Source organism: Bradyrhizobium sp. UFLA05-153, from assembly GCF_054185185.1.
In genome coordinates, this window is sequence record NZ_JBBIAM010000011.1 from 85,020 (window position 1) to 102,800 (window position 17,781).

Annotated in this window: 18 protein-coding genes; 14 read left to right on the top strand and 4 right to left on the bottom strand. The window is 64.9% G+C overall.

Going from position 1 to position 17,781, the window contains the following annotated elements:
- Window positions 1-495 precede the first annotated feature (495 nt).
- Complete coding sequence (locus Q2941_RS09485) at window positions 496-1,200, top strand: TetR/AcrR family transcriptional regulator C-terminal domain-containing protein (RefSeq protein WP_254112628.1); 705 nt, start codon at window positions 496-498, stop codon at window positions 1,198-1,200.
- A gap of 3 nt (window positions 1,201-1,203) precedes the next feature.
- The gene (locus tag Q2941_RS09490; protein WP_458192286.1) at window positions 1,204-2,229 is read left to right on the top strand and encodes a fatty acid desaturase family protein; all 1,026 of its coding nucleotides are present in this window, start codon (window positions 1,204-1,206) and stop codon (window positions 2,227-2,229) included.
- On the opposite strand, the gene Q2941_RS09495 is transcribed toward Q2941_RS09490, so the two are convergent.
- On the bottom strand, window positions 2,226-3,479 hold the full coding sequence (locus Q2941_RS09495; RefSeq protein ID WP_458192287.1) for a diguanylate cyclase: 1,254 nt from the start codon (window positions 3,477-3,479) through the stop codon (window positions 2,226-2,228). The two genes, Q2941_RS09490 and Q2941_RS09495, sit on opposite strands and share 4 nt — an antisense overlap.
- 320 nt (window positions 3,480-3,799) lie before the next feature.
- Between Q2941_RS09495 and fabD the strand changes: the two genes are divergently transcribed.
- The 7 genes from fabD (at window position 3,800) to gmk (ending at window position 10,493) form a co-directional block, all read left to right on the top strand.
- Window positions 3,800-4,759: an ACP S-malonyltransferase gene (gene fabD, locus Q2941_RS09500; protein WP_027522574.1), complete on the top strand. Its 960-nt coding sequence runs from the start codon at window positions 3,800-3,802 to the stop codon at window positions 4,757-4,759.
- A 10-nt stretch (window positions 4,760-4,769) separates the two neighbouring features.
- A complete protein-coding gene (fabG, locus tag Q2941_RS09505; RefSeq protein WP_027522575.1) occupies window positions 4,770-5,507 on the top strand; it encodes a 3-oxoacyl-[acyl-carrier-protein] reductase in 738 nt (245 codons plus the stop codon).
- 310 nt (window positions 5,508-5,817) lie between these two features.
- Window positions 5,818-6,057 carry an acyl carrier protein gene (locus Q2941_RS09510; protein ID WP_027522576.1) on the top strand — a complete coding sequence of 80 codons (240 nt, stop codon included), beginning with the start codon at window positions 5,818-5,820 and terminating at the stop codon, window positions 6,055-6,057.
- Window positions 6,058-6,162: 105 nt separating this feature from the next.
- A complete protein-coding gene (gene fabF, locus Q2941_RS09515) occupies window positions 6,163-7,428 on the top strand; it encodes a beta-ketoacyl-ACP synthase II (RefSeq protein WP_458192288.1) in 1,266 nt (421 codons plus the stop codon).
- 113 nt (window positions 7,429-7,541) lie between these two features.
- On the top strand, window positions 7,542-8,810 hold the full coding sequence (gene mltG, locus Q2941_RS09520) for an endolytic transglycosylase MltG (RefSeq protein WP_027522578.1): 1,269 nt from the start codon (window positions 7,542-7,544) through the stop codon (window positions 8,808-8,810).
- 132 nt (window positions 8,811-8,942) lie between these two features.
- Entirely contained in the window at window positions 8,943-9,830 is an 888-nt protein-coding gene (locus tag Q2941_RS09525; RefSeq protein ID WP_458192289.1) for a YicC/YloC family endoribonuclease, read from the top strand.
- Between the two features lie 3 nt (window positions 9,831-9,833).
- Window positions 9,834-10,493: a guanylate kinase gene (gene gmk / locus Q2941_RS09530; protein ID WP_254112611.1), complete on the top strand. Its 660-nt coding sequence runs from the start codon at window positions 9,834-9,836 to the stop codon at window positions 10,491-10,493.
- Here the strand turns inward: gmk and Q2941_RS09535 are convergent.
- On the bottom strand, window positions 10,426-11,739 hold the full coding sequence (locus Q2941_RS09535; RefSeq protein WP_458192290.1) for a hypothetical protein: 1,314 nt from the start codon (window positions 11,737-11,739) through the stop codon (window positions 10,426-10,428). The two genes, gmk and Q2941_RS09535, sit on opposite strands and share 68 nt — an antisense overlap.
- 376 nt (window positions 11,740-12,115) lie before the next feature.
- On the opposite strand from Q2941_RS09535, the gene Q2941_RS09540 reads away from it, so the two are divergent.
- Both Q2941_RS09540 and Q2941_RS09545 read left to right on the top strand, forming a co-directional pair.
- The gene (locus Q2941_RS09540) at window positions 12,116-12,634 is read left to right on the top strand and encodes an IclR family transcriptional regulator (protein ID WP_027522582.1); all 519 of its coding nucleotides are present in this window, start codon (window positions 12,116-12,118) and stop codon (window positions 12,632-12,634) included.
- A gap of 164 nt (window positions 12,635-12,798) precedes the next feature.
- A complete protein-coding gene (locus Q2941_RS09545) occupies window positions 12,799-14,046 on the top strand; it encodes a sensor histidine kinase (protein WP_458192291.1) in 1,248 nt (415 codons plus the stop codon).
- Window positions 14,047-14,062: 16 nt separating this feature from the next.
- Here Q2941_RS09545 and Q2941_RS09550 read toward each other — a convergent pair whose 3' ends face one another.
- Complete coding sequence (locus Q2941_RS09550) at window positions 14,063-14,968, bottom strand: transglutaminase family protein (RefSeq protein ID WP_027522584.1); 906 nt, start codon at window positions 14,966-14,968, stop codon at window positions 14,063-14,065.
- 154 nt (window positions 14,969-15,122) lie between these two features.
- Between Q2941_RS09550 and Q2941_RS09555 the strand changes: the two genes are divergently transcribed.
- The 3 genes from Q2941_RS09555 to Q2941_RS09565 all read left to right on the top strand — a co-directional run bounded on the left by Q2941_RS09555 (window position 15,123) and on the right by Q2941_RS09565 (window position 16,689).
- Complete coding sequence (locus tag Q2941_RS09555; protein WP_027522585.1) at window positions 15,123-15,386, top strand: GlsB/YeaQ/YmgE family stress response membrane protein; 264 nt, start codon at window positions 15,123-15,125, stop codon at window positions 15,384-15,386.
- A 118-nt stretch (window positions 15,387-15,504) separates the two neighbouring features.
- Window positions 15,505-15,780, top strand: coding sequence for a hypothetical protein (locus Q2941_RS09560; RefSeq protein WP_254112606.1), 276 nt, complete (start codon window positions 15,505-15,507; stop codon window positions 15,778-15,780).
- A gap of 141 nt (window positions 15,781-15,921) precedes the next feature.
- Window positions 15,922-16,689, top strand: a complete 768-nt coding sequence (locus Q2941_RS09565) for a hypothetical protein (protein WP_254112604.1) — start codon at window positions 15,922-15,924, stop codon at window positions 16,687-16,689.
- Window positions 16,690-16,721: 32 nt separating this feature from the next.
- On the opposite strand, the gene Q2941_RS09570 is transcribed toward Q2941_RS09565, so the two are convergent.
- Complete coding sequence (locus tag Q2941_RS09570; protein ID WP_458192292.1) at window positions 16,722-17,780, bottom strand: alcohol dehydrogenase; 1,059 nt, start codon at window positions 17,778-17,780, stop codon at window positions 16,722-16,724.
- Between the last annotated feature and the right edge of the window lies 1 nt (window position 17,781).

A 17,781-nucleotide genomic window follows, 5' to 3' on the forward strand; every position in this document is an offset into this window, starting at 1 on the left:
GGAAGTCCTTTCCTCATGTTGGCGCTTCACCCGGCGTCAAGCCCTTCGAGGCCTTCGGAAAGGACTCTGGGGTTAAGCTCAGAAGGCGGAAACACGGGACGACGGGCCGACTGGCCCTGCCACATCAAAATCAACAAGTGAATTTGCTGAGACCGTCCGTTCAGCTCCCGGCCGGGGTCTGCGGATGGCGCGCTTTATACGGATTTTGGCCGGCTTGGCAAGGTTGGCAGAGGGGTTTTGAGGACGTCGCGTCGGCGAACCGGTTGTGGCGGTTCCGGTGCGGGAACACCGCGCTTGTACGGAATCCCCAGAATTTATGAAAAGTTGTAGGCTTCTGACTGCCGGGGCTGAATTTCATCTCGAAACCATTTTTACCGGCAAGGGGCCGCTCTCAGGAGCGGCCCCTTTCGATTCCAGAGCAAGCCAAAGCCACACGTCCTTTCGGTCTTGATTTATTTGTTTGTATGTCATACAAATAAATGACGGGAGGAGCTGATGGCCAAATCCGTCAAGGGTCCGGTGGAAGCGCTTCGGGGCGACCCAAAGCATGCTGCCCGGGCGACCCGCTCGGCGGGGCGCAAGATGCGCTCGCTGCTCCTCGATGCGGCAAGTCCCTTGTTCAAGGAGCAGGGGCTTTCCGGGACTTCGATCTCCGACATCGCGACTGCCGCGAACGCGTTTCCGAGCCAGATCACCTATTACTTCCGCACCAAGGAGGCGCTGTTCGTCGAATGCGCTTGCCGCGATCTCCTGTATCTGGCGCGCACCACCGAGCAGGCGGCGCTGAAGGCGCACACGCCACAGGCCTACACATATGCGCTCGCGCAGACGGTCACGGCGACCGATTCGGTGGCTTTCTTCGCCGAAGCGCTGACGCTGACGCGGCGGCGGCAGGATCTCGCGCCGCTGGTCGAGCGTACCATCGAGCGCCTGCACGCCGAGGGCGCGCGCGCCTATGCTGCCCAGGTCGAGCGCCACGGCTGGCGGACGTTGCGCGCGCCTGACGAGAGCTCGCGCAGGTTCTGGGCGGTGGCGATCGGCGTCATCGTGGAAGGCTATGCGATGGGCCGCTCGCCGGATGAGCTGTGCGCCGAGATGCTGCGCGTGCTGGGCGAGCAGGCGAAATCGGCAGGCGATGCGGCGCGCCTGCGGCTCGTCGGGGATCGCGACGCATCAACACAATCGGATGAGGAGAGCTAGGTCATGACCGCGCTTCGCATGCGTGCCCGCGATTTCCTGACCGAGGACCAGCTCGTCGACGTGCGCGAGCGCGTCACGTGGAAGGGCATAGCACTGATCGCGCACGCCTGGGCGCTGATCGCGGCTGCGATCGCACTGGTGGCGTGGTGGCCGAATCCGCTGACCTACATTCTCGCGGTCGCGATCATCGGCTCGCGCCAGCTGGGCTTAGCGATCCTCATGCATGACGGCGCGCATGGCTGCCTGTCGCCGGATGAAAAGACCAATCTGGCGCTGAGCCAGTGGTTCTGCGCCTATCCGATCTTCGCGGAGACGCGCAGCTACCGTCGCTATCATCTGCAACATCACGCGCGCACGCAGCAGGAGGACGATCCCGACCTCGTGCTGTCGGCGCCGTTCCCGATCACCAGGCTGAGCTACCGCCGCAAGTTCATCCGCGATCTCACCGGGCAGACTGGCTACCAGCAGCGCAAGGCACAACTGCTCAATGCGCTCGGTCCGAAGGATTGGCCGTCGTCGCAGCGCGCCGCGCATTTCTGGGAGAAGCTCGGGCCGCAATGCGTCACGAACGCGCTGCTGTTTGCGGTGCTCGCGGCCGCCGGCGTGTGGTGGGCCTATCCGTTGCTATGGCTGGTGCCGCTTCTGACCTGGCAGATGGTCATCACACGTATCCGCAACATCGCCGAGCATGCGGTCGTTCCCGACAGTCACGATCCCTTGCGCAACACCCGCACCACGCATGCCAATTTTATCGAGCGGCTGTTCATCGCGCCGTATTACGTGAACTACCACCTCGAACATCATCTGCTGTTCTACGTGCCCTGCTACAATTTGCCGAAGGTGCATCGCCTGCTGAGCGAGAGCCGACATGCTGGCCGCATGGAGGTGCAGCCGAATTATCTCGCCGTGCTGCGGCTCGCGACCGCCAAGCCAAACCGCGATGATCGTCCCGGGCAATTGGTCAGCAGCGTTCGCCGCGCACACGCGGGTGCCGAGGTCGGCGCAGATCAGAAGGCCGGCGGGTTCTAGTCGGCCAGCGCCGGAGCTTTCACCGTGGGGACGAGCGGCACCACCTCGGTGACCTCTTCGACGCCGAGGGTGTGGATCACAAAGCTGCCCTTGCCGCGGCGCTTGGCCTCGTACATCGCGCGATCGGCGGCGCTCAGCAGCTCGTCGGCGGTCATGCCGTCCTGGGGCGCTGTTGCAAGGCCGATGCTTGCGCCGACGCGCGCCGCCGGCGCAAATTCAAACGGTTCAGCAACCCGCGCGGTGATCCGCCGGGCAATGTCGGCGGCCTCGGTGTCCGTGATGTCGGGCAACAGGATCACGAATTCGTCGCCGCCAACGCGGCACACGACATCGGCCTCGCGCACGCTGGCGCGCAGGCGGTCCGCGACGGCGACCAGGACGGCGTCGCCGACCGCATGTCCGAGCCGGTCATTGACGCTCTTGAAGTTGTCGAGATCGACGCAAAACACGGTGAGCTTCGCGGCTGATGGTGATGCAGCTTCCGGCCATGGACCGTCGAGTAGCTCCGAAAACAGCTTCCGGTTCAGGGCGCGATTGGGAAGACCGGTGAGCAGGTCGTGGTGCGCCATCTGGCGATTGTTGCGCTCGGTTTGATGCAGGTTGAGGAGGATCTTGTGATTTTCAAGTAGCAGGAAAATCATCCCCGCGGTGTAGACCGGGGTTTGCAGGCCGACGATGAACAGGAAGGGGATCGGCGACAGCATCGTGGCCACCGCAAAAGGCAGCGTCAGGATGCAGATCATGAGAATTCCATAACGCGGCGTTCCGGCGTTGCGCGAGGCAATTCCACCGATCAGGTTGGCGAGGCCGACGCCTGCGGAAAGGACCAGCGGCAGCTGTCCCGATGCGACGCATTGGTAGCAGCCCGCGGAAATCAGGATCACGGATAGCAGGCCGACCCAGACTGGCGTGCCGCTCGCTGCACTCGGCCCGTCGGCCTTTGCCCGCGCGGAGGCTTTCATCATCAGGTAGATTCGGGTGCTGCCCAGGACCAGTTCTGCCAGCACCCAGGCATAGGCCCATGTGGCGCCGGTCAGGGCAGCGGCGAGTGATGCGATCAGCAGGGATGCGAGCACCGCCACCGCGAGCGTCTTCGTCTTGTTCGTCCTTTGCTGAAGAAACTCGTTATGAATGTCGTCGGGCTGCGAGGTCGGGCTGGCAAGCAACCAGTTGACGCAGCCGTGCCACCACAGCCGCGGTCGCGCGGCAGCGGTGGAAGCTGTCGAAGTGGGGGTAACTAGGGATGCCATGGCCGCAATTTCGAGAGCCGGTATTTAAGGCGCCTTAAAGCGAACCGGCGAGTTCCAGACAGCGTAAACGTTTGACTGCCTGCTGACTGCACCGTCAGCCCACGACCGCGCTGCGGGCCGGGAGGCTCTCTTGAGGCGGGCTGTATCGGGGCCCACCGGTGGGGCATAATCCGTCGGCGATCCCCCGTCCCGAACGTGGTCGCGGCTTGACATTCCGGCCCCGGTCAGTGTCTACGGCCCCCTTTGGAGCATGATGGGGAACAACGGCCCGCGCCCCGGCGTAGAATGGCCGCCCGATCCTAGCAAGCCAGGGAGCGCCGATGACGGCAGCATTCACATTTCCGGGGCAGGGGTCCCAGGCGGTCGGCATGGGCAAGGCTCTGGCCGAAGCCTTTCCTGCGGCCCGCGCCGTGTTCGACGAAGTCGATGCCGCGCTTGGGGAAAAGCTCACGGCGACCATCTGGGATGGCCCGGCGGAGACCCTCCAGCTCACCGAAAACGCCCAGCCGGCGCTGATGGCGGTCTCGCTCGCCACCCTGCGCGTGCTGGAGGCCGAGGCCGGTTTTTCCGTGGGGCGGGATGCCGCCTTCGTCGCCGGGCACTCGCTCGGCGAATATTCGGCGCTGGCCGCGGCCGGGAGCCTGACGATTTCCGATACCGCGCGGTTGCTGCGCACCCGTGGTCTCGCAATGCAAAAGGCCGTGCCGGTCGGTGCCGGCGCGATGGCCGCGCTGCTCGGCCTCGACTACGAGGCGGCCATGGAGGTCGCCCGTGAGGCGGCGCAGGGGCAGGTCTGCCAGGCCGCCAACGACAATGGCGGCGGTCAGGTGGTGGTCTCCGGCGACAAGGCGGCGGTCGATCGCGCGGTCGAGATCGCCAAGGGCAAGGGCGCCAAGCGCGCGATGCTGCTGCCGGTATCCGCGCCGTTCCATTGCAAGCTGATGCAACCCGCCGCCGACGCCATGGCCGAGGCGCTGTCCAAGGTCACGATCAAGGCGCCCGCGGCGCCCCTGGTCTCCAACGTGCTGGCGAGCGCCATCACCGACCCCGACGAGATCCGCCGCCGCCTGGTCGAGCAGGTCACCGGCACGGTGCGCTGGCGCGAGTCGGTCTCCTATATGGCTGGTCAGGGCGTGACGCGTTTCTTCGAGATCGGCGCGGGCAAGGTGCTGACGGGTCTCGTCAAGCGCATTGCGGACGGCGCGGTGGGCGTGGCCGTCGGCGGGCCGAACGATATTGCCGCGGCCAAGGACGCCTTGGCTGCCGCGAAGCAGGGTTGAGGAGCTATCGATGTTCGATCTGACTGGCAGGAAGGCGCTCGTTACCGGCGCGACCGGCGGTATCGGCGGCGCGATCGCGCTGGCGCTGCATGCGCAGGGCGCCACGGTTGCGATTTCGGGGACGCGGAAAGAGGTGCTGGACGAGCTTGCCGGCAAGCTCGGCGAGCGCGTGCACGTGCTGCCGTGCAATCTCTCCAAGGCCGACGAGGTCGAGGCGCTGGTGCCCGCAGCGGAAGCCGCGATGGGACAGGTCGACATCCTCGTCGCCAACGCCGGCATCACGCGCGACAATCTCTTCGTGCAACTCCGCGACGAGGACTGGGAAGAGGTCATCAACGTCAACCTGACCGCGACCTTCCGCCTCGCGCGCGCCGCGACCAAGCTGATGATGCGCAAGCGCTTCGGCCGCATCATCGCGATCACTTCGGTGGTCGGCGTCACCGGCAATCCGGGGCAGGGCAACTACACCGCGTCGAAGGCGGGCCTGATCGGCATGATCAAGACGCTTGGCGCCGAATACGCCAAGCGCGGCGTGACCGCGAACTGCATCGCGCCCGGCTTCATCAAGACGCCGATGACGGATGCGCTCAACGACAAGCAGCGCGAGACGATCCTGACCAAGGTTCCGGCCGCCCGGCTGGGCACGCCGGAGGATATTGCTGCAGCTGCGGTCTATCTCAGCTCCAACGAAGCAGGCTACGTCACCGGCCAGACCATCCACGTCAACGGCGGCATGGCCATGATCTGAACGTAATCCGTCCGGCCGAGGGCCGGGCGGACCGGATGCGGCAAACGGCCGTTTCCAAAGCGAATTGAGGCTTGTAGTCAAGGCAGTTGAAGTATGATAACCGGACCTTCAACGGATGGGCAAAGAACGCCATTGCAGGTTTTTGAAACCCTGTATATTGGCGATGCGGAGCCTTGGCCGTCGTTCGCCGGGCCCTGCATCGGCTAGGATGGGGCCAAATCAAGTTCGTACGCAAAGGCAGTAAAACGACCACGACGGCTCGTATCGTCCCGGGGGGTCGGGTCTACAGGGAACAACACGAGGTTAAGCAATGAGTGACATTGGCGAACGGGTTAAGAAGATCGTGGTCGAACACCTTGGTGTTGAGCCCGAGAAGGTTATCGACAGCGCGAGCTTCATTGACGACCTCGGCGCCGACAGTCTGGACACCGTCGAGCTGGTGATGGCGTTCGAAGAAGAGTTCGGTTGCGAGATTCCGGACGACGCCGCGGAGACGATTCTCACCGTCGGCGACGCGACCAAGTTTCTCGAGAAGAACGCGAAGAGCTAAGGCTCCAAAATCCGCGGTCGAACGACGAAACCGGACGGATCGTGCCAGCGGTCCACCGGTTTCTTATTATCGGCCGCGATTCCTTGAGAACCGGAGTTTTGGGATATGAGACGAGTTGTCGTCACGGGCCTCGGCATGGTGTCGCCACTCGGCTGCGGTGTCGAGCCGACCTGGCAGCGTATCCTGAACGGCGAGAGCGGGGCGCGCAAGATCGAGACGTTCGATGTGTCCGATCTGCAGACCAAGATCGCCTGCGTCGTGCCGCGCGGCGACGGCTCGAACGGCACTTTCAATCCCGACCAGTGGATGGAGCCGAAGGACCAGCGCAAGGTCGACGACTTCATCATCTTCGCCATGGCTGCGGCGACGCAGGCGCTCAACGATGCCAACTGGCATCCCGAGAGCGAAGAGGACAAGTGTGCGACCGGCACCCTGATCGGCTCCGGCATCGGCGGCCTCAACGGCATTGCGGAGACTGCAATCCTGCTAAAGGAGCGCGGGCCGCGCCGGGTCTCGCCCTTCTTCATTCCGGGGCGATTGATCAATCTCACCTCCGGCTACGTCTCGATCGAGCATGGGCTGAAGGGGCCGAACCATTCCGTGGTCACAGCCTGTTCGACAGGCGCGCACGCGATCGGTGATGCCGCCCGTCTGATTGCGCTGGGCGATGCGGACGTGATGGTCGCCGGCGGCGCGGAATCGCCGATCAGCCGCATCGGCATCGCCGGCTTCAACGCGGCGCGCGCGTTGTCGACCGGTTTCAACGAGACGCCCGAGAAGGCCTCGCGTCCCTATGACAAGGATCGCGACGGCTTCGTGATGGGCGAGGGCGCCGGCGTCGTGATCCTCGAAGAGCTCGAGCACGCGAGGCGCCGCGGCGCGAAGATCTATGCCGAGGTGATCGGCTACGGCCTGTCAGGCGATGCCTATCACATCACCTCACCATCTCCGGATGGAGATGGCGGCTTCCGCAGCATGTCGGCCGCGTTGAAGCGCGCCGGGCTGACGCCGGCCGATCTCGACTATATCAACGCGCATGGCACCTCGACGCCACTCGGCGACGAGATCGAGCTCGGCGCGGTGGAGCGGTTGCTCGGCAACGCGGCGTCCAAGGTCGCGATGTCCTCGACCAAATCCTCGACCGGGCATCTCCTCGGCGCAGCGGGCGCGATCGAGGCGATTTTCGCCATGCTCGCGATTCGCGATAACATCGCGCCGCCGACCATCAACCTCGAGCACCCGTCGGTCGAAACCGCGATCGATCTCGTGCCGCAGGCGGCGAAGAAGCGCGAGATCAACGTAGCGTTGTCGAATTCTTTCGGTTTTGGCGGTACCAACGCATCGGTGATCGTCAGGCGTCTGGCCGATTAGCTTGCGTTTGAGACGAATTCACCGTTTTGCCTAAGTCATAGTTGCGGGCGTGTGCTATTAGCCGGGCAGACGATTGTCAGGCTGCGATTGAACCGGCAGGATTCAGGTTTTCGATGAGTGAAAGGCCGCCCATTTCGCCCCGAAGTCCGCGTGCTGCGCTGGAGCCTGAACAGGTGCCGCCGCCGCCGAAGCGGTCGGACCGCGCGCGCAATCCCTTCGTGGTAATCGGCAACGCCATTATCACCATCCTCCTGATCGCAATGCTCGGGGCCGGTGCGGTCTATTATTACGGCCGGCAGGTGCTCGAGGCGCCGGGGCCTCTCCAGGAAGACAAGATCGTCAACATCCCCTCGCGTGCGGGCAAGCGCGACATCGCCGATACCCTGAACAGGGAAGGCGTCACCGACGTCAATCCCTGGATCTTCATCGCCAGCGTGGCTGCGCTGAAAGCGAGCTCGGACCTGAAGCCCGGCGAATATTCGTTCCAGAAGAACGCTTCGCTGCGCGACGTCATCGCCACCATCGTCGAAGGCAAGGTGGTGCAGCATGCGGTGACGATCCCCGAAGGCCTGACCTCCGAGCAGATCGTGGCGCGGCTGTCGGACAACGATATCTTCACCGGCAGCGTGCGCGAAGTGCCACGTGAGGGCACGCTGCTGCCGGAGACCTACAAGTTCCCGCGTGGCACCACGCGCGAGCAGGTGGTCCAGCGCATGCAGCAGGCACACAAGCGCGTGCTCGCTGAAATCTGGGAACGCCGCAGCCAGGACATTCCGATCAAGACGCCTGAGCAACTGGTTACGCTCGCCTCGATCGTGGAGAAGGAGACCGGCAAGCCCGACGAGCGCAGCCGTGTCGCTGCCGTGTTCGTCAATCGCTTGAAGCAAAAGATCAAGCTGCAGTCCGATCCGACCATCATCTACGGTCTTGTCGGCGGCAAGGGCACACTGGGCCGCCCGATCAAGCGCAGCGAGATCACCCAGCCCTCGCCCTACAACACCTATGTCATCGACGGCCTGCCGCCGGGGCCGATCTCCAATCCCGGCCGCGCCTCGCTGGAGGCTGCCGCCAATCCGGCCCGCACCCGCGACCTCTATTTCGTCGCCGACGGCACCGGCGGCCACGCCTTCACCGAAACCTACGACGCGCACCAGAAGAACGTCGCAAAGCTGCGCGCGATGGAGAAGCAGATTCAGAACGACACGGTGGAGCCGGCCGATGACGCCCAGGCGCCGGCCGCCGCCGCGCCCGCCGACCCGGCTCCGACCGCGACCACCAAGCCGCCGGCCCAGCAGAAGAAGCCGCCTGCGACGCGCCCGGCCAATCCTGCCCCGGCCCGCCAGGGGGCCGTGCAACCCTCGCCGCAGGTTATCCAGCGCTAGAGCAGATCCGTGCGCTAAAGCCGCAAGGCTCACCTGCGGTGGTTACGGATTCCACTTTGCGGCAAAATAGTCTTAAGATTCGCGTGCCTTGATGGCTCTTGCGAATCTCATCTGTCTGGAGAAGTTCACCCGATGGCGCTGTCGTCCATGACCGGCTTTGCCCGAAGCCACGGCGCTAGCGGGCCGTATACGTTCGAATGGGAATTGAAGTCGGTCAACGCCAAGGGCTTTGACCTGCGCGTGCGGCTGCCGCAGGGCTTTGACGAGCTCGAGGCCCACGCCAAGAAACGCGCCGGCGAGGTTTTGTCGCGCGGTACCGTCTACGCCAATCTCAACGTCAAGCGCACCAACGCGGCGGCCACGGTGCGGATCAACGAGGACGTGCTCTCAGCCGTGCTGAAGGCTGCCTCGCAGATCGCCGGCAAGGTCGATGCGGTGGCGCCGAGCATCGACGGCCTTTTGGCCATCAAGGGCGTGATCGAGGTCGCCGAGCCCGAAGGCAACGAGGAAGAGGACAAGGCGGCGCGCACCGCCGCGGCCGAAGCCTTTGACAGGGCGCTCGCCGAGCTCGTCGACATGCGCAAGCGCGAGGGCACCTCGCTTGGCCAGATCCTGACCCAGCGCGTGGACGAGATCGAGGCGCTGGCGAAGAAGGCGGAAGCCGCGCCCGGGCGCAAGCCCGAGGCGATCAAGGCAAAACTCGCCGAACAGATCGCGACGCTGCTCGACACCTCCGATCGCTTCGATTCCGATCGCCTGATGCAGGAAGCGATCCTGATCGCGACCAGGGCCGACATCCGCGAGGAGCTCGACCGCATCGCCTCCCATGTCGCGCAGGCGCGCGAGTTGATCGGCAAGGGCGGCTCGATCGGGCGCAAGCTCGATTTCCTGGCGCAGGAGTTTCACCGCGAGGTCAATACCTGCTGCTCGAAGTCCAACGACATCGAGCTGACCAATACCGGGCTCGCCATGAAGAACGTGGTCGAGCAATTCCGCGAGCAGGTCCAGAATCTGGAGTAATCGATGACGACGGACGGGCACGGAACTGATGGTGTCGAGCGGCGCGGACTGATGTTCGTGCTGTCCTCACCCTCCGGTGCGGGCAAGACGACGCTGTCGCGCCTGTTGATCGAGCGGATGCCCGGGCTGAAGATGTCGGTCTCCGCGACCACGCGCGCGAAGCGGCCCGGCGAGGTCGACGGCCGCGACTATCTGTTCGTCGACAAGCCGCGCTTCGAGGCGATGGTGAAGGGTAACGAACTGCTGGAATGGGCGACCGTGTTCGACAACCGCTACGGCACGCCGCGCGCTCCGGTCGAGGCCGCGCTGTCGGCAGGGCAGGACGTGCTCTTCGACATCGACTGGCAGGGCACGCAGCAATTGCGTGAAAAGGCGCGCGCCGACGTCGTCAGCGTTTTCATCCTGCCGCCCTCGGCGGCCGATCTCGAGAAGCGCCTGCGCTCGCGCGCGCAGGATTCCGACGAGGTGATCCGCAAGCGGATGAGCCGCGCCAGCCACGAGATGAGCCACTGGGCCGAGTACGACTACATCGTCATCAACCACGACGTCGATGAGGCCTTTGCCGAGGTGCAGTCGATCCTGAAGGCCGAGCGCCTCAAGCGCGAGCGGCGGATTGGCGTCGTTGGCTTTGTACGAGGTCTGCAAGGTCAGCTTCAGGGCTAGACGGCGCCAGCCGCGGACCTTCCTTCGCCAGCCGTTCCAGGATCGCGGTGATCGCATCGATATCGATTGCGTCGGCATCGCGGTCGTCGCCGTCATCCGCCGCTGCATCGACAGCCGCGACATGCGGTTCGGCGGTTTCCGCGGCCGAGGCGATGTGCAGGTCGTTGCGGTCCAGATCCTCAGGGACCAGCTCTTCGAACTCGCTCGTTGCATCCTCGAGACGCTGATCAACGTGCGGCGTGGAGGTGCCATTGGTCTTGCCATTGGCGGTCTTGCCGTTGGCGTTGGCCGCCGTGGCCAGCGCAGCACCGAAATCGACCGGGCGCGGCCGCTGCGCGCGCGGGGCGGCAGTTGCGGCCGCATCGATCCACGGCGCGTGGCTCTTGTCGTCCTGCGCGTGCTCCCAGTTGATGCGGCGGCGTCCGCCTTCAACCTGGACGCGCCTGCGCGAGCCGGCGAAGCGATAGATGACGCTGCCGGTGATGCCGGCGAGCGCCAGCGCACCGCCGATGACAAGCAGCAGAGTCTGGAGCGAGCCGGTCGGCTTTTCGGCCGGGGCATCGGCCGCGGCGAGCGTCATCGTGCCGGCGGACGCTGAAGCCTGAGGTTTCGGTGCGGGCCGCGCATCGGCGAGTTTTGGCGCAGGCGCGGCTTGCGGGGCGGGCGAGGGCGAGACGTTCGGGTCGGGCCAGCGCGCATCGACGGTCGGCTGACCTGCGCCGGCATCGGCCACCGCGACCGGACGCTGAAGCGTCGCGGGCGGGGTGCCAGGTGCGCTCGGCGCTGGGATCGATGCGGTCGTGTCGGGCGCGGGGCTCTGTGCCGTGAGTTCGGCGTGCGCGTTCTGCACCGAGAGCGGCGCAGGTTTGTCGACCTTCTGCGCGGGCGAGGTCGCCCGCGCGCTCGGGGTCGCCGGCGCGCCCTGGGTCGCCGGCGCGCCCTGGGTCGCCGGCGCGCTTTGCGTCGCCTGCGCGCTCTGGGCCGTTTTTGCGCCTTCTTCGCGCAGATACCAGCACTGCCGCTTGGTGCCGCGTTCGACACGGTAATACCAATGCTGCCCCTCGGGCGTTGTGCCCTTCGGAGCGCTAAGACAATCATCGGTAGCGTTCGGCGAATCTTGCGACGCATTCTGCGCGTCTGCTGCGGCCGGGACGTTCGCCGCGTTTTGCGATTCCGCACTCAAGGGTATGCCGGCGAGTACGCTTGCAAACAGGGCGGATATGAATTTCGCGGTTCGGTTGCCCATCCTGGTCTCCCGGCTACGCCTTACGCAACACGTCACTGTCGCCTTTCTCGTCAAAGAGTTGGGTGGCAATGAGCCGCAAATCCGGAGAGGATGAGGCTTAAATCGGGCCCGCGCAGCGTTCGTTCCGCCGCGAAAATGAACGATTTTCGGCTGCGACTGCCGCAAGCCCGAAATCCGCTAATATCCGTCGGAGCGGTGGAAGGTTCCCGAGCCGCTGCGGCACGGGTTGTTGGGGTCGGCGCTGGGGATAATGAGGTTCAGCCGCGCCCAACATCACGATTCCGGCAGTCTGCTGGCGCGGGCACAGAACGCCGATGCGGACGGCGCACATGCGCGGTAAACTTGTCCTGTCGATGTCGTTTGAGGGAGCATGCCCATGGCCCTTCAGGATCATTCCGACAAGAGCACGCCCGCCAAGAACACTCCCGCCGACCTGTCCACCTGGGCCGCCGCGGGCGACGAGTTCGTTCTGCTCGACACCGTCCAGCCGCCGGCCCGCATCGCGATGGCAAGGGAGCGCATGCTGCTCAGCCGGCTCTATCTCGGCCTGATCCGCAGCCTCAACGACGATTACGGCGCAGACTTCGTCAGGCAGAATGACAGCGCCACGTTCCGCACCATCGGCATCTACCTGTTCCTGCGAACCGCGATGTGTTCGCCGGTGCGAGCGAGCACGGTTGCGGCCGCGCTGAAGCTACCGCGCGCAACCGTGCTGCGCAGGCTCGAGGAGATGATCAAGCAGGGGTACGCGGAGCGGATCGGTAATGCCTACCGTGTCACCGACAAGGTCAACATCCCCGATTTGCAGCAGCGCTTGCAGCAGCGGATCGACATGATCCTGGAGACGGCGCGCGAGTTGGCGAGGCTGACGGGCAGGGATGGACACGCGCATTGAGGCTAAACGGCCGCAATCTCAATTTTGCAGGATTTGGACAGTATGCCGCGGTTTTGCCGAAGCCGGAAAGACGTTGTGTGTCGTCCTGGGACGATAGCAGCGAGGGGGCCGGCTCAGCCAAAGAGGATGCGACCCGAACCTACAAAAACAATGTCGAGGCGGTCATGGCACAGGCGTCAAAATCAGCGCTCGCATCCGAGGTGTTGCTGTTTCCGGAGCAGCCCGCCCTGAAAGCGATCTACGACACCGCGCCGATTGGACTTGCCTGTCTCTCTCCGGATTGCCGCTATCTGCAAATCAACCAGCGCCTCACCGAGATCTGCGGTATCTCTGTCGAGAACCATCTCGGCCGCTTCGTGCGGGATTGCGTTCCGGCCCTGGCGGATTCCGTCGCACAGATCGTCCGCTCGATCATGGAAACCGGAGAACCGGTTGTCGGCATAGAGGTTGCCGGCCAGCGCGCCGATCAGGCCGAGGAGCGCTACTGGGTGACCTATTGGCATCCGTTGCGTGCGCCCGGCGGCAAGATCGTTGCGGTCAACGTGGCTGCCGAGGAGATCACCGAACGCAAGCGCGCTGAACTGGAGCTGCGAGAGGCGAGAGATGCTGCCGAAACCGCGCTGCGTCGCTTGCGGGAAACCCAGGAGTCGCTGGTGGAAGCTGAAAAGCTCGCGGCACTCGGCCGGATGGTTGCCGGCGTTGCACACGAGGTCAACGGTCCCGTGGGCAACAGCCTGACGATCGCCTCGACGCTCCAGCGCAAGTCGGAGGCCTTCGCCTCGGAAGTTTCAGGCGGCAAGGTTCGACGCTCGAGCCTCAACGAGTTCGTCAGCCTCGCCGGCGATGCGTCCGCTCAACTCATCGCCAACCTGTCACGCGCGGCGGAGCGGATCCAATCCTTCAAGCAGGGCGCGCTCGATCCGGGCCAGTCCACGCTGCGTCGCTTCAACGCTGCCGAGCTCTCGGAACAATTGCTGTTGCATCTTGATCGCGAATGCCGTCGTCGCGGTATCGCGCTCGAGCTGCGGCTCGCGCGAGCTCTCGAAATGGACAGCTATCCCGGTCCCTTCGGGCAGGTTCTGACCCATCTGGTCATGAATGCCATGACCCATGCATGGCCGGATGGCGCGGGAGGTCGGATCCGTGTCGATCTGAGATCTGCGGGTGATGATCAGGTCGAGCTCGTCGTGTCCGACGATGGCTGTGGAATGCCCCCGGACGTCAAGCTCTCCGCTTTCGATCCGTTTTTCACCACGCGGCGTCATCATGGGGCGACGGGTCTTGGACTGCACGTCGTCCATGCCGTCGTCACCGAACGCCTTGGCGGCCGGATCAGGCTGGACAGCGAGCCGGGGGCAGGGACGTACGTGCGGCTGATCTTTCCAAGAAGCGCACCACGGTCCGACGACTGATCCGTTCCGGGCCCGCTCAGCCCTCGGAGGGATCGCGGATCTCGCCGATCTTGTGAACCGCGACCTTGATCGACATGCCCTTGTAGTCCCCTGCATCCCCGAACCATGATCCCTCCAGTGGAATGGCCTGGCCGGGATGCCGGGCGACCGCGACCGGAATGAGATCGAACCCTGCATTGATCTGGTTGGTCGGATCGTAATCCAGCCATCCGGCGCCGGGGAGAAACACCTGGAGCCAGGCGTGCGTGGCGCCGGAGCCGGTCATGCCCACGGCGCCGCCATCCAGCGCCTGGTCATAGAGGTAGCCGCTGACGAAGCGCGAGGCGAGGCCGAGACGGCGCAGCGCCTCGATCATCAGCCAGGCATAGTCGCGGCAGGTCCCGGACCTGGTACGCAAGGTTTCGCTGGGCGTCTGGGTACCCTCGGACTCCCGGGATCGGTAGCTGAAGCCTTCACGGAACGTGCGCAGGATCCGGCGCAGCACGTCGATCGTCTGGTCCTGGTCGCCGGCGACGAAGTTTTTCGTCCATGCTGCGAGGGTGCCGTCGGGGTCCTCGGCATGCGGGCGCAGATAGCCGGCGAGGTCGGTCCATTCGTCCGGCGAATACTGCACGGGAATCTCGTCCGCCCGCGACGCCAGGGGAAAGGACTCGATGCCCTTGATGCCGAAGAACACGCCGCGGACCTGGAAGGTGAAGGTCAACTCGCTGCTCGGCTCCGCGAACTCCATCACCGTAACGGTGTTGGAGCGGGAATCAGTAATCCAGTGGATCTTCGAAGATGGGTCGGTTTTCGCCGACCAACCGAGCAGTCGCGCAGACGCACCGCGCCTCGGCAGGAACATCGCCCGATGCGTCCCGAACGAAACAGGCTTTGCATATTTGTAGGTGGTGGTGTGCGTGATCTCGCCCAGCATGGCCATGCCGACCTCCCTCGCGCGACCTGATGACGGTCCTGCGCAGTCAGGGCCGCCCCGAGAACGCCGGCCTACGTTGATCTATGTCAAAGGCGCTGCCGTGCGATCTCTCTCAGGATGCCGATTGCCGCAGGTGCCGGCTCATGACAGGAGCAGCGAGATGGGGATCCTCTGGACTATCATCATCGGCTTTATCGTCGGCCTGATCGCAAAATTCATCATGCCGGGGAGCAATGAGCCGAAGGGCTTCATCCTGACCACGATCCTGGGAGTCGTCGGCGCGTTCGTCGCGACGTTCCTGGGCCAGTCGGTGGGCTGGTACCGGGCGGGCGAATCCGCGGGCTTCATCGGCGCCATCGTCGGCGCAGTGATCCTGCTCGTCCTCTATGGCCTCCTCATGGGTCGCCAGGGGCGAACGAGCTGAACCCAGCCGCGGCGTTCGACAGGGGCCGAAGATCGGCGTTCACGCGGGTTGATCTGCGTCAACTGCCGGCCGGCTTATCGTGCGAGGATAAGGGGAGAAAACTCAGCGGAGGTCGGACGTGGACCGGGCAATGGAGCTGGCGCACCTTGCTGACGCAGAGGAGCGGATCGCCTTGGGCGAGCATCACATCGCAAAGCAGGAGCGGATTGTCGCCGAACTGGACCGCGATGGCCACGATGTCAGGAACGCGCTCGCACTGCTCGACACGTTTCGGCAGTCTCAGGTTCAGCACGTCGCGCACCGCGACTTCATCCTCACGCGGCTGGCGCAGGAGCCACGAGCCCCGAGCGGAGCGATCTACCAGCCGGGGCACTACGAAGGATCGGAAGGATAAACGAAAGCGCGGCGGGCGTGATCCGGTTCATGTCCATCGCTATCTGAGTTCGTTTTCGGTCTTGGCGCCTGATGGGCGGCCTCGCGGGGCGCGTTTTCCCGAATACTGAACCGACAGGTCGTTTCCGCCGACCAAATCCGCATGCGGTGGCTACTTACGATCTTGCAACTCCTCGTCGCTCTGGCGAGTGCCTTCAACATAATCCGTTTCCGGCTCGACAACCTGCTGCTGGAGCGGGCGGCTGAGCTCGACCGTCTGACCCTCGCGGGGCTGGCCGTGGCTGCCGTGTCGACAGCCGCCGTGCTCGTTCTCTGCTGGCGCGTGACGGCACTGACTCCGCCGCGTGCGGGACTTGGGCTTGTGCTGATCGGATTGACTGCTCTCTGCGGTGTCGTGCCCGGGATGATCGAATCCCGCGTCAGGGCCGTGGAGCAGGCCACGCGCAAAGCCGAACAACAGCAACGGGATGATGCGTTCGCGCGCGAGCTCTTTCAGTGGACCGCTGATGTCGATAGACGCGCTGCTGCGGCCCAGCCGCTCGAACCCGCGCAAGCCTGGGCGTTTCTCGATTGCATCGCCACTGCAGGCTATCGGGACGAGGGAGCCAATCCCCCGAGCTCCCAGGCGCTCGAGCTCCTGCGCAGGGCGCTTGCCGCAGGCCTGATCGACGTCAATGCAGTGGTGCCGGGTCACCACCTCAACGAGCCGGTGGCGCGGCCGCTGTTCTTGCAGTTTTACGCGGAGCGCATCGCGCCGCTGCGGTACGCGCTGGCGCGACAGGACTGGGAGATCATGCGCCTGCTCGCCGCTGGTGGCGCCGATCTCGCGTTACCCGACGCGGCGCCGCTCGTCGCGGACCTTGCAAAGACTGTGGTGCCTGGACCGTCGCGGTTCGTCAGCTTGAAATAGCTTCGGACGCGCGCGGCCTCGACGCCGGCGGATCAGTTCTTCAGCACGATCCGGCCGACGACCTTTCCGGCGCGCAGAGAGTCGATCCACTTCTGGACATCGCCCATCGGCTCTTCCTGCATCGGCGTCGGCTTGATCTTGCCGGCGCTGGCGAGCGCCATCAACTCGTGGGCCTCGGCAAGCGTGCCGACCATGAATCCCTCGATGGTCATGCGCTTGTACACCCATTGCACCATGGGCAGGGTGAACTGGCCGCCCATCAGGCCGGAGACCACGACCTTGCCGCCGCGCGCGAGCACGGAAACGGCGAACGCCATCGACTTCTCGTTGCCGGCGAAATCGACGACCTCGTCGAAACCGCCGTCAGTCTCTTTCAGGATGCGCCTGACGACCTCCGGCTCGGCCGGATCGTAGGCGGTCGCCGCGCCATTCTTCAGCGCGGTCTCGCGCGCCGCCGGGCTGAGATCGGCGACTGCAATCGGCTGCCTGAACATGGCCTGCGCGAACGACAGGCCCATCATGCCGACACCGCCGAGACCAATCAGCAGCAGGTTGCGCTGGCGCGGACGGTCGACGAGGCGCTTGAGCGCGCCGTAGGCGGTGACGCCCGAGCACATCAATGTCGCGGCCTGATTGACCGGCAGGGGATCGTAGTCGAGCAGGTATCTTGCATCCGGCACCAGCACATGGCTGGCAAAGCCGCCGTCGATGGAGACGCCGAGGAAGCGCTGCTTGGCGCAGAGATTCTCATCGCCATTGGCGCAGTCGCGGCACTGGCCGCAGCCGATCCAGGGGAAGACCGCCTTCTTCGCGCCGATGAGGCCAGCCGGCACATCGCCGCCGACTTCCTCCACGACACCCGCGATCTCGTGGCCGAGCGTGAAGGGAAGCGTCATACCGCGCGTGGTGTCGAGCTTCTTGCCGCCGCCGAGATCGGCGTAGCCGTCCTGGATGTGCAGGTCGGAATGGCACAGGCCGCAGCGCTCGATGCGCACCAGCACCTCGCGTCCTTGTGGCTTGGGCGTGTCGATGATGGTCTCGCACAGCGGCGCATCGAACTTGACCAGGGACTGCCGACGCATCAACGCCATT

Coding starts and splice junctions, on each gene's coding strand:
- Q2941_RS09495 (WP_458192287.1), bottom strand. CDS start 3,479: ATGGCATCCCTAGTTACCCCCACTTCGACAGCTTCCACCGCTGCCGCG.
- fabF (WP_458192288.1), top strand. CDS start 6,163: ATGAGACGAGTTGTCGTCACGGGCCTCGGCATGGTGTCGCCACTCGGC.
- Q2941_RS09550 (WP_027522584.1), bottom strand. CDS start 14,968: ATGGCCATGCTGGGCGAGATCACGCACACCACCACCTACAAATATGCA.
- mltG (WP_027522578.1), top strand. CDS start 7,542: ATGAGTGAAAGGCCGCCCATTTCGCCCCGAAGTCCGCGTGCTGCGCTG.
- gmk (WP_254112611.1), top strand. CDS start 9,834: ATGACGACGGACGGGCACGGAACTGATGGTGTCGAGCGGCGCGGACTG.
- fabD (WP_027522574.1), top strand. CDS start 3,800: ATGACGGCAGCATTCACATTTCCGGGGCAGGGGTCCCAGGCGGTCGGC.
- Q2941_RS09485 (WP_254112628.1), top strand. CDS start 496: ATGGCCAAATCCGTCAAGGGTCCGGTGGAAGCGCTTCGGGGCGACCCA.
- Q2941_RS09565 (WP_254112604.1), top strand. CDS start 15,922: ATGCGGTGGCTACTTACGATCTTGCAACTCCTCGTCGCTCTGGCGAGT.
- Q2941_RS09535 (WP_458192290.1), bottom strand. CDS start 11,739: ATGGGCAACCGAACCGCGAAATTCATATCCGCCCTGTTTGCAAGCGTA.
- Q2941_RS09525 (WP_458192289.1), top strand. CDS start 8,943: ATGGCGCTGTCGTCCATGACCGGCTTTGCCCGAAGCCACGGCGCTAGC.
- fabG (WP_027522575.1), top strand. CDS start 4,770: ATGTTCGATCTGACTGGCAGGAAGGCGCTCGTTACCGGCGCGACCGGC.
- Q2941_RS09570 (WP_458192292.1), bottom strand. CDS start 17,780: ATGGCGTTGATGCGTCGGCAGTCCCTGGTCAAGTTCGATGCGCCGCTG.
- Q2941_RS09555 (WP_027522585.1), top strand. CDS start 15,123: ATGGGGATCCTCTGGACTATCATCATCGGCTTTATCGTCGGCCTGATC.
- Q2941_RS09490 (WP_458192286.1), top strand. CDS start 1,204: ATGACCGCGCTTCGCATGCGTGCCCGCGATTTCCTGACCGAGGACCAG.
- Q2941_RS09545 (WP_458192291.1), top strand. CDS start 12,799: ATGGCACAGGCGTCAAAATCAGCGCTCGCATCCGAGGTGTTGCTGTTT.
- Q2941_RS09540 (WP_027522582.1), top strand. CDS start 12,116: ATGGCCCTTCAGGATCATTCCGACAAGAGCACGCCCGCCAAGAACACT.
- Q2941_RS09510 (WP_027522576.1), top strand. CDS start 5,818: ATGAGTGACATTGGCGAACGGGTTAAGAAGATCGTGGTCGAACACCTT.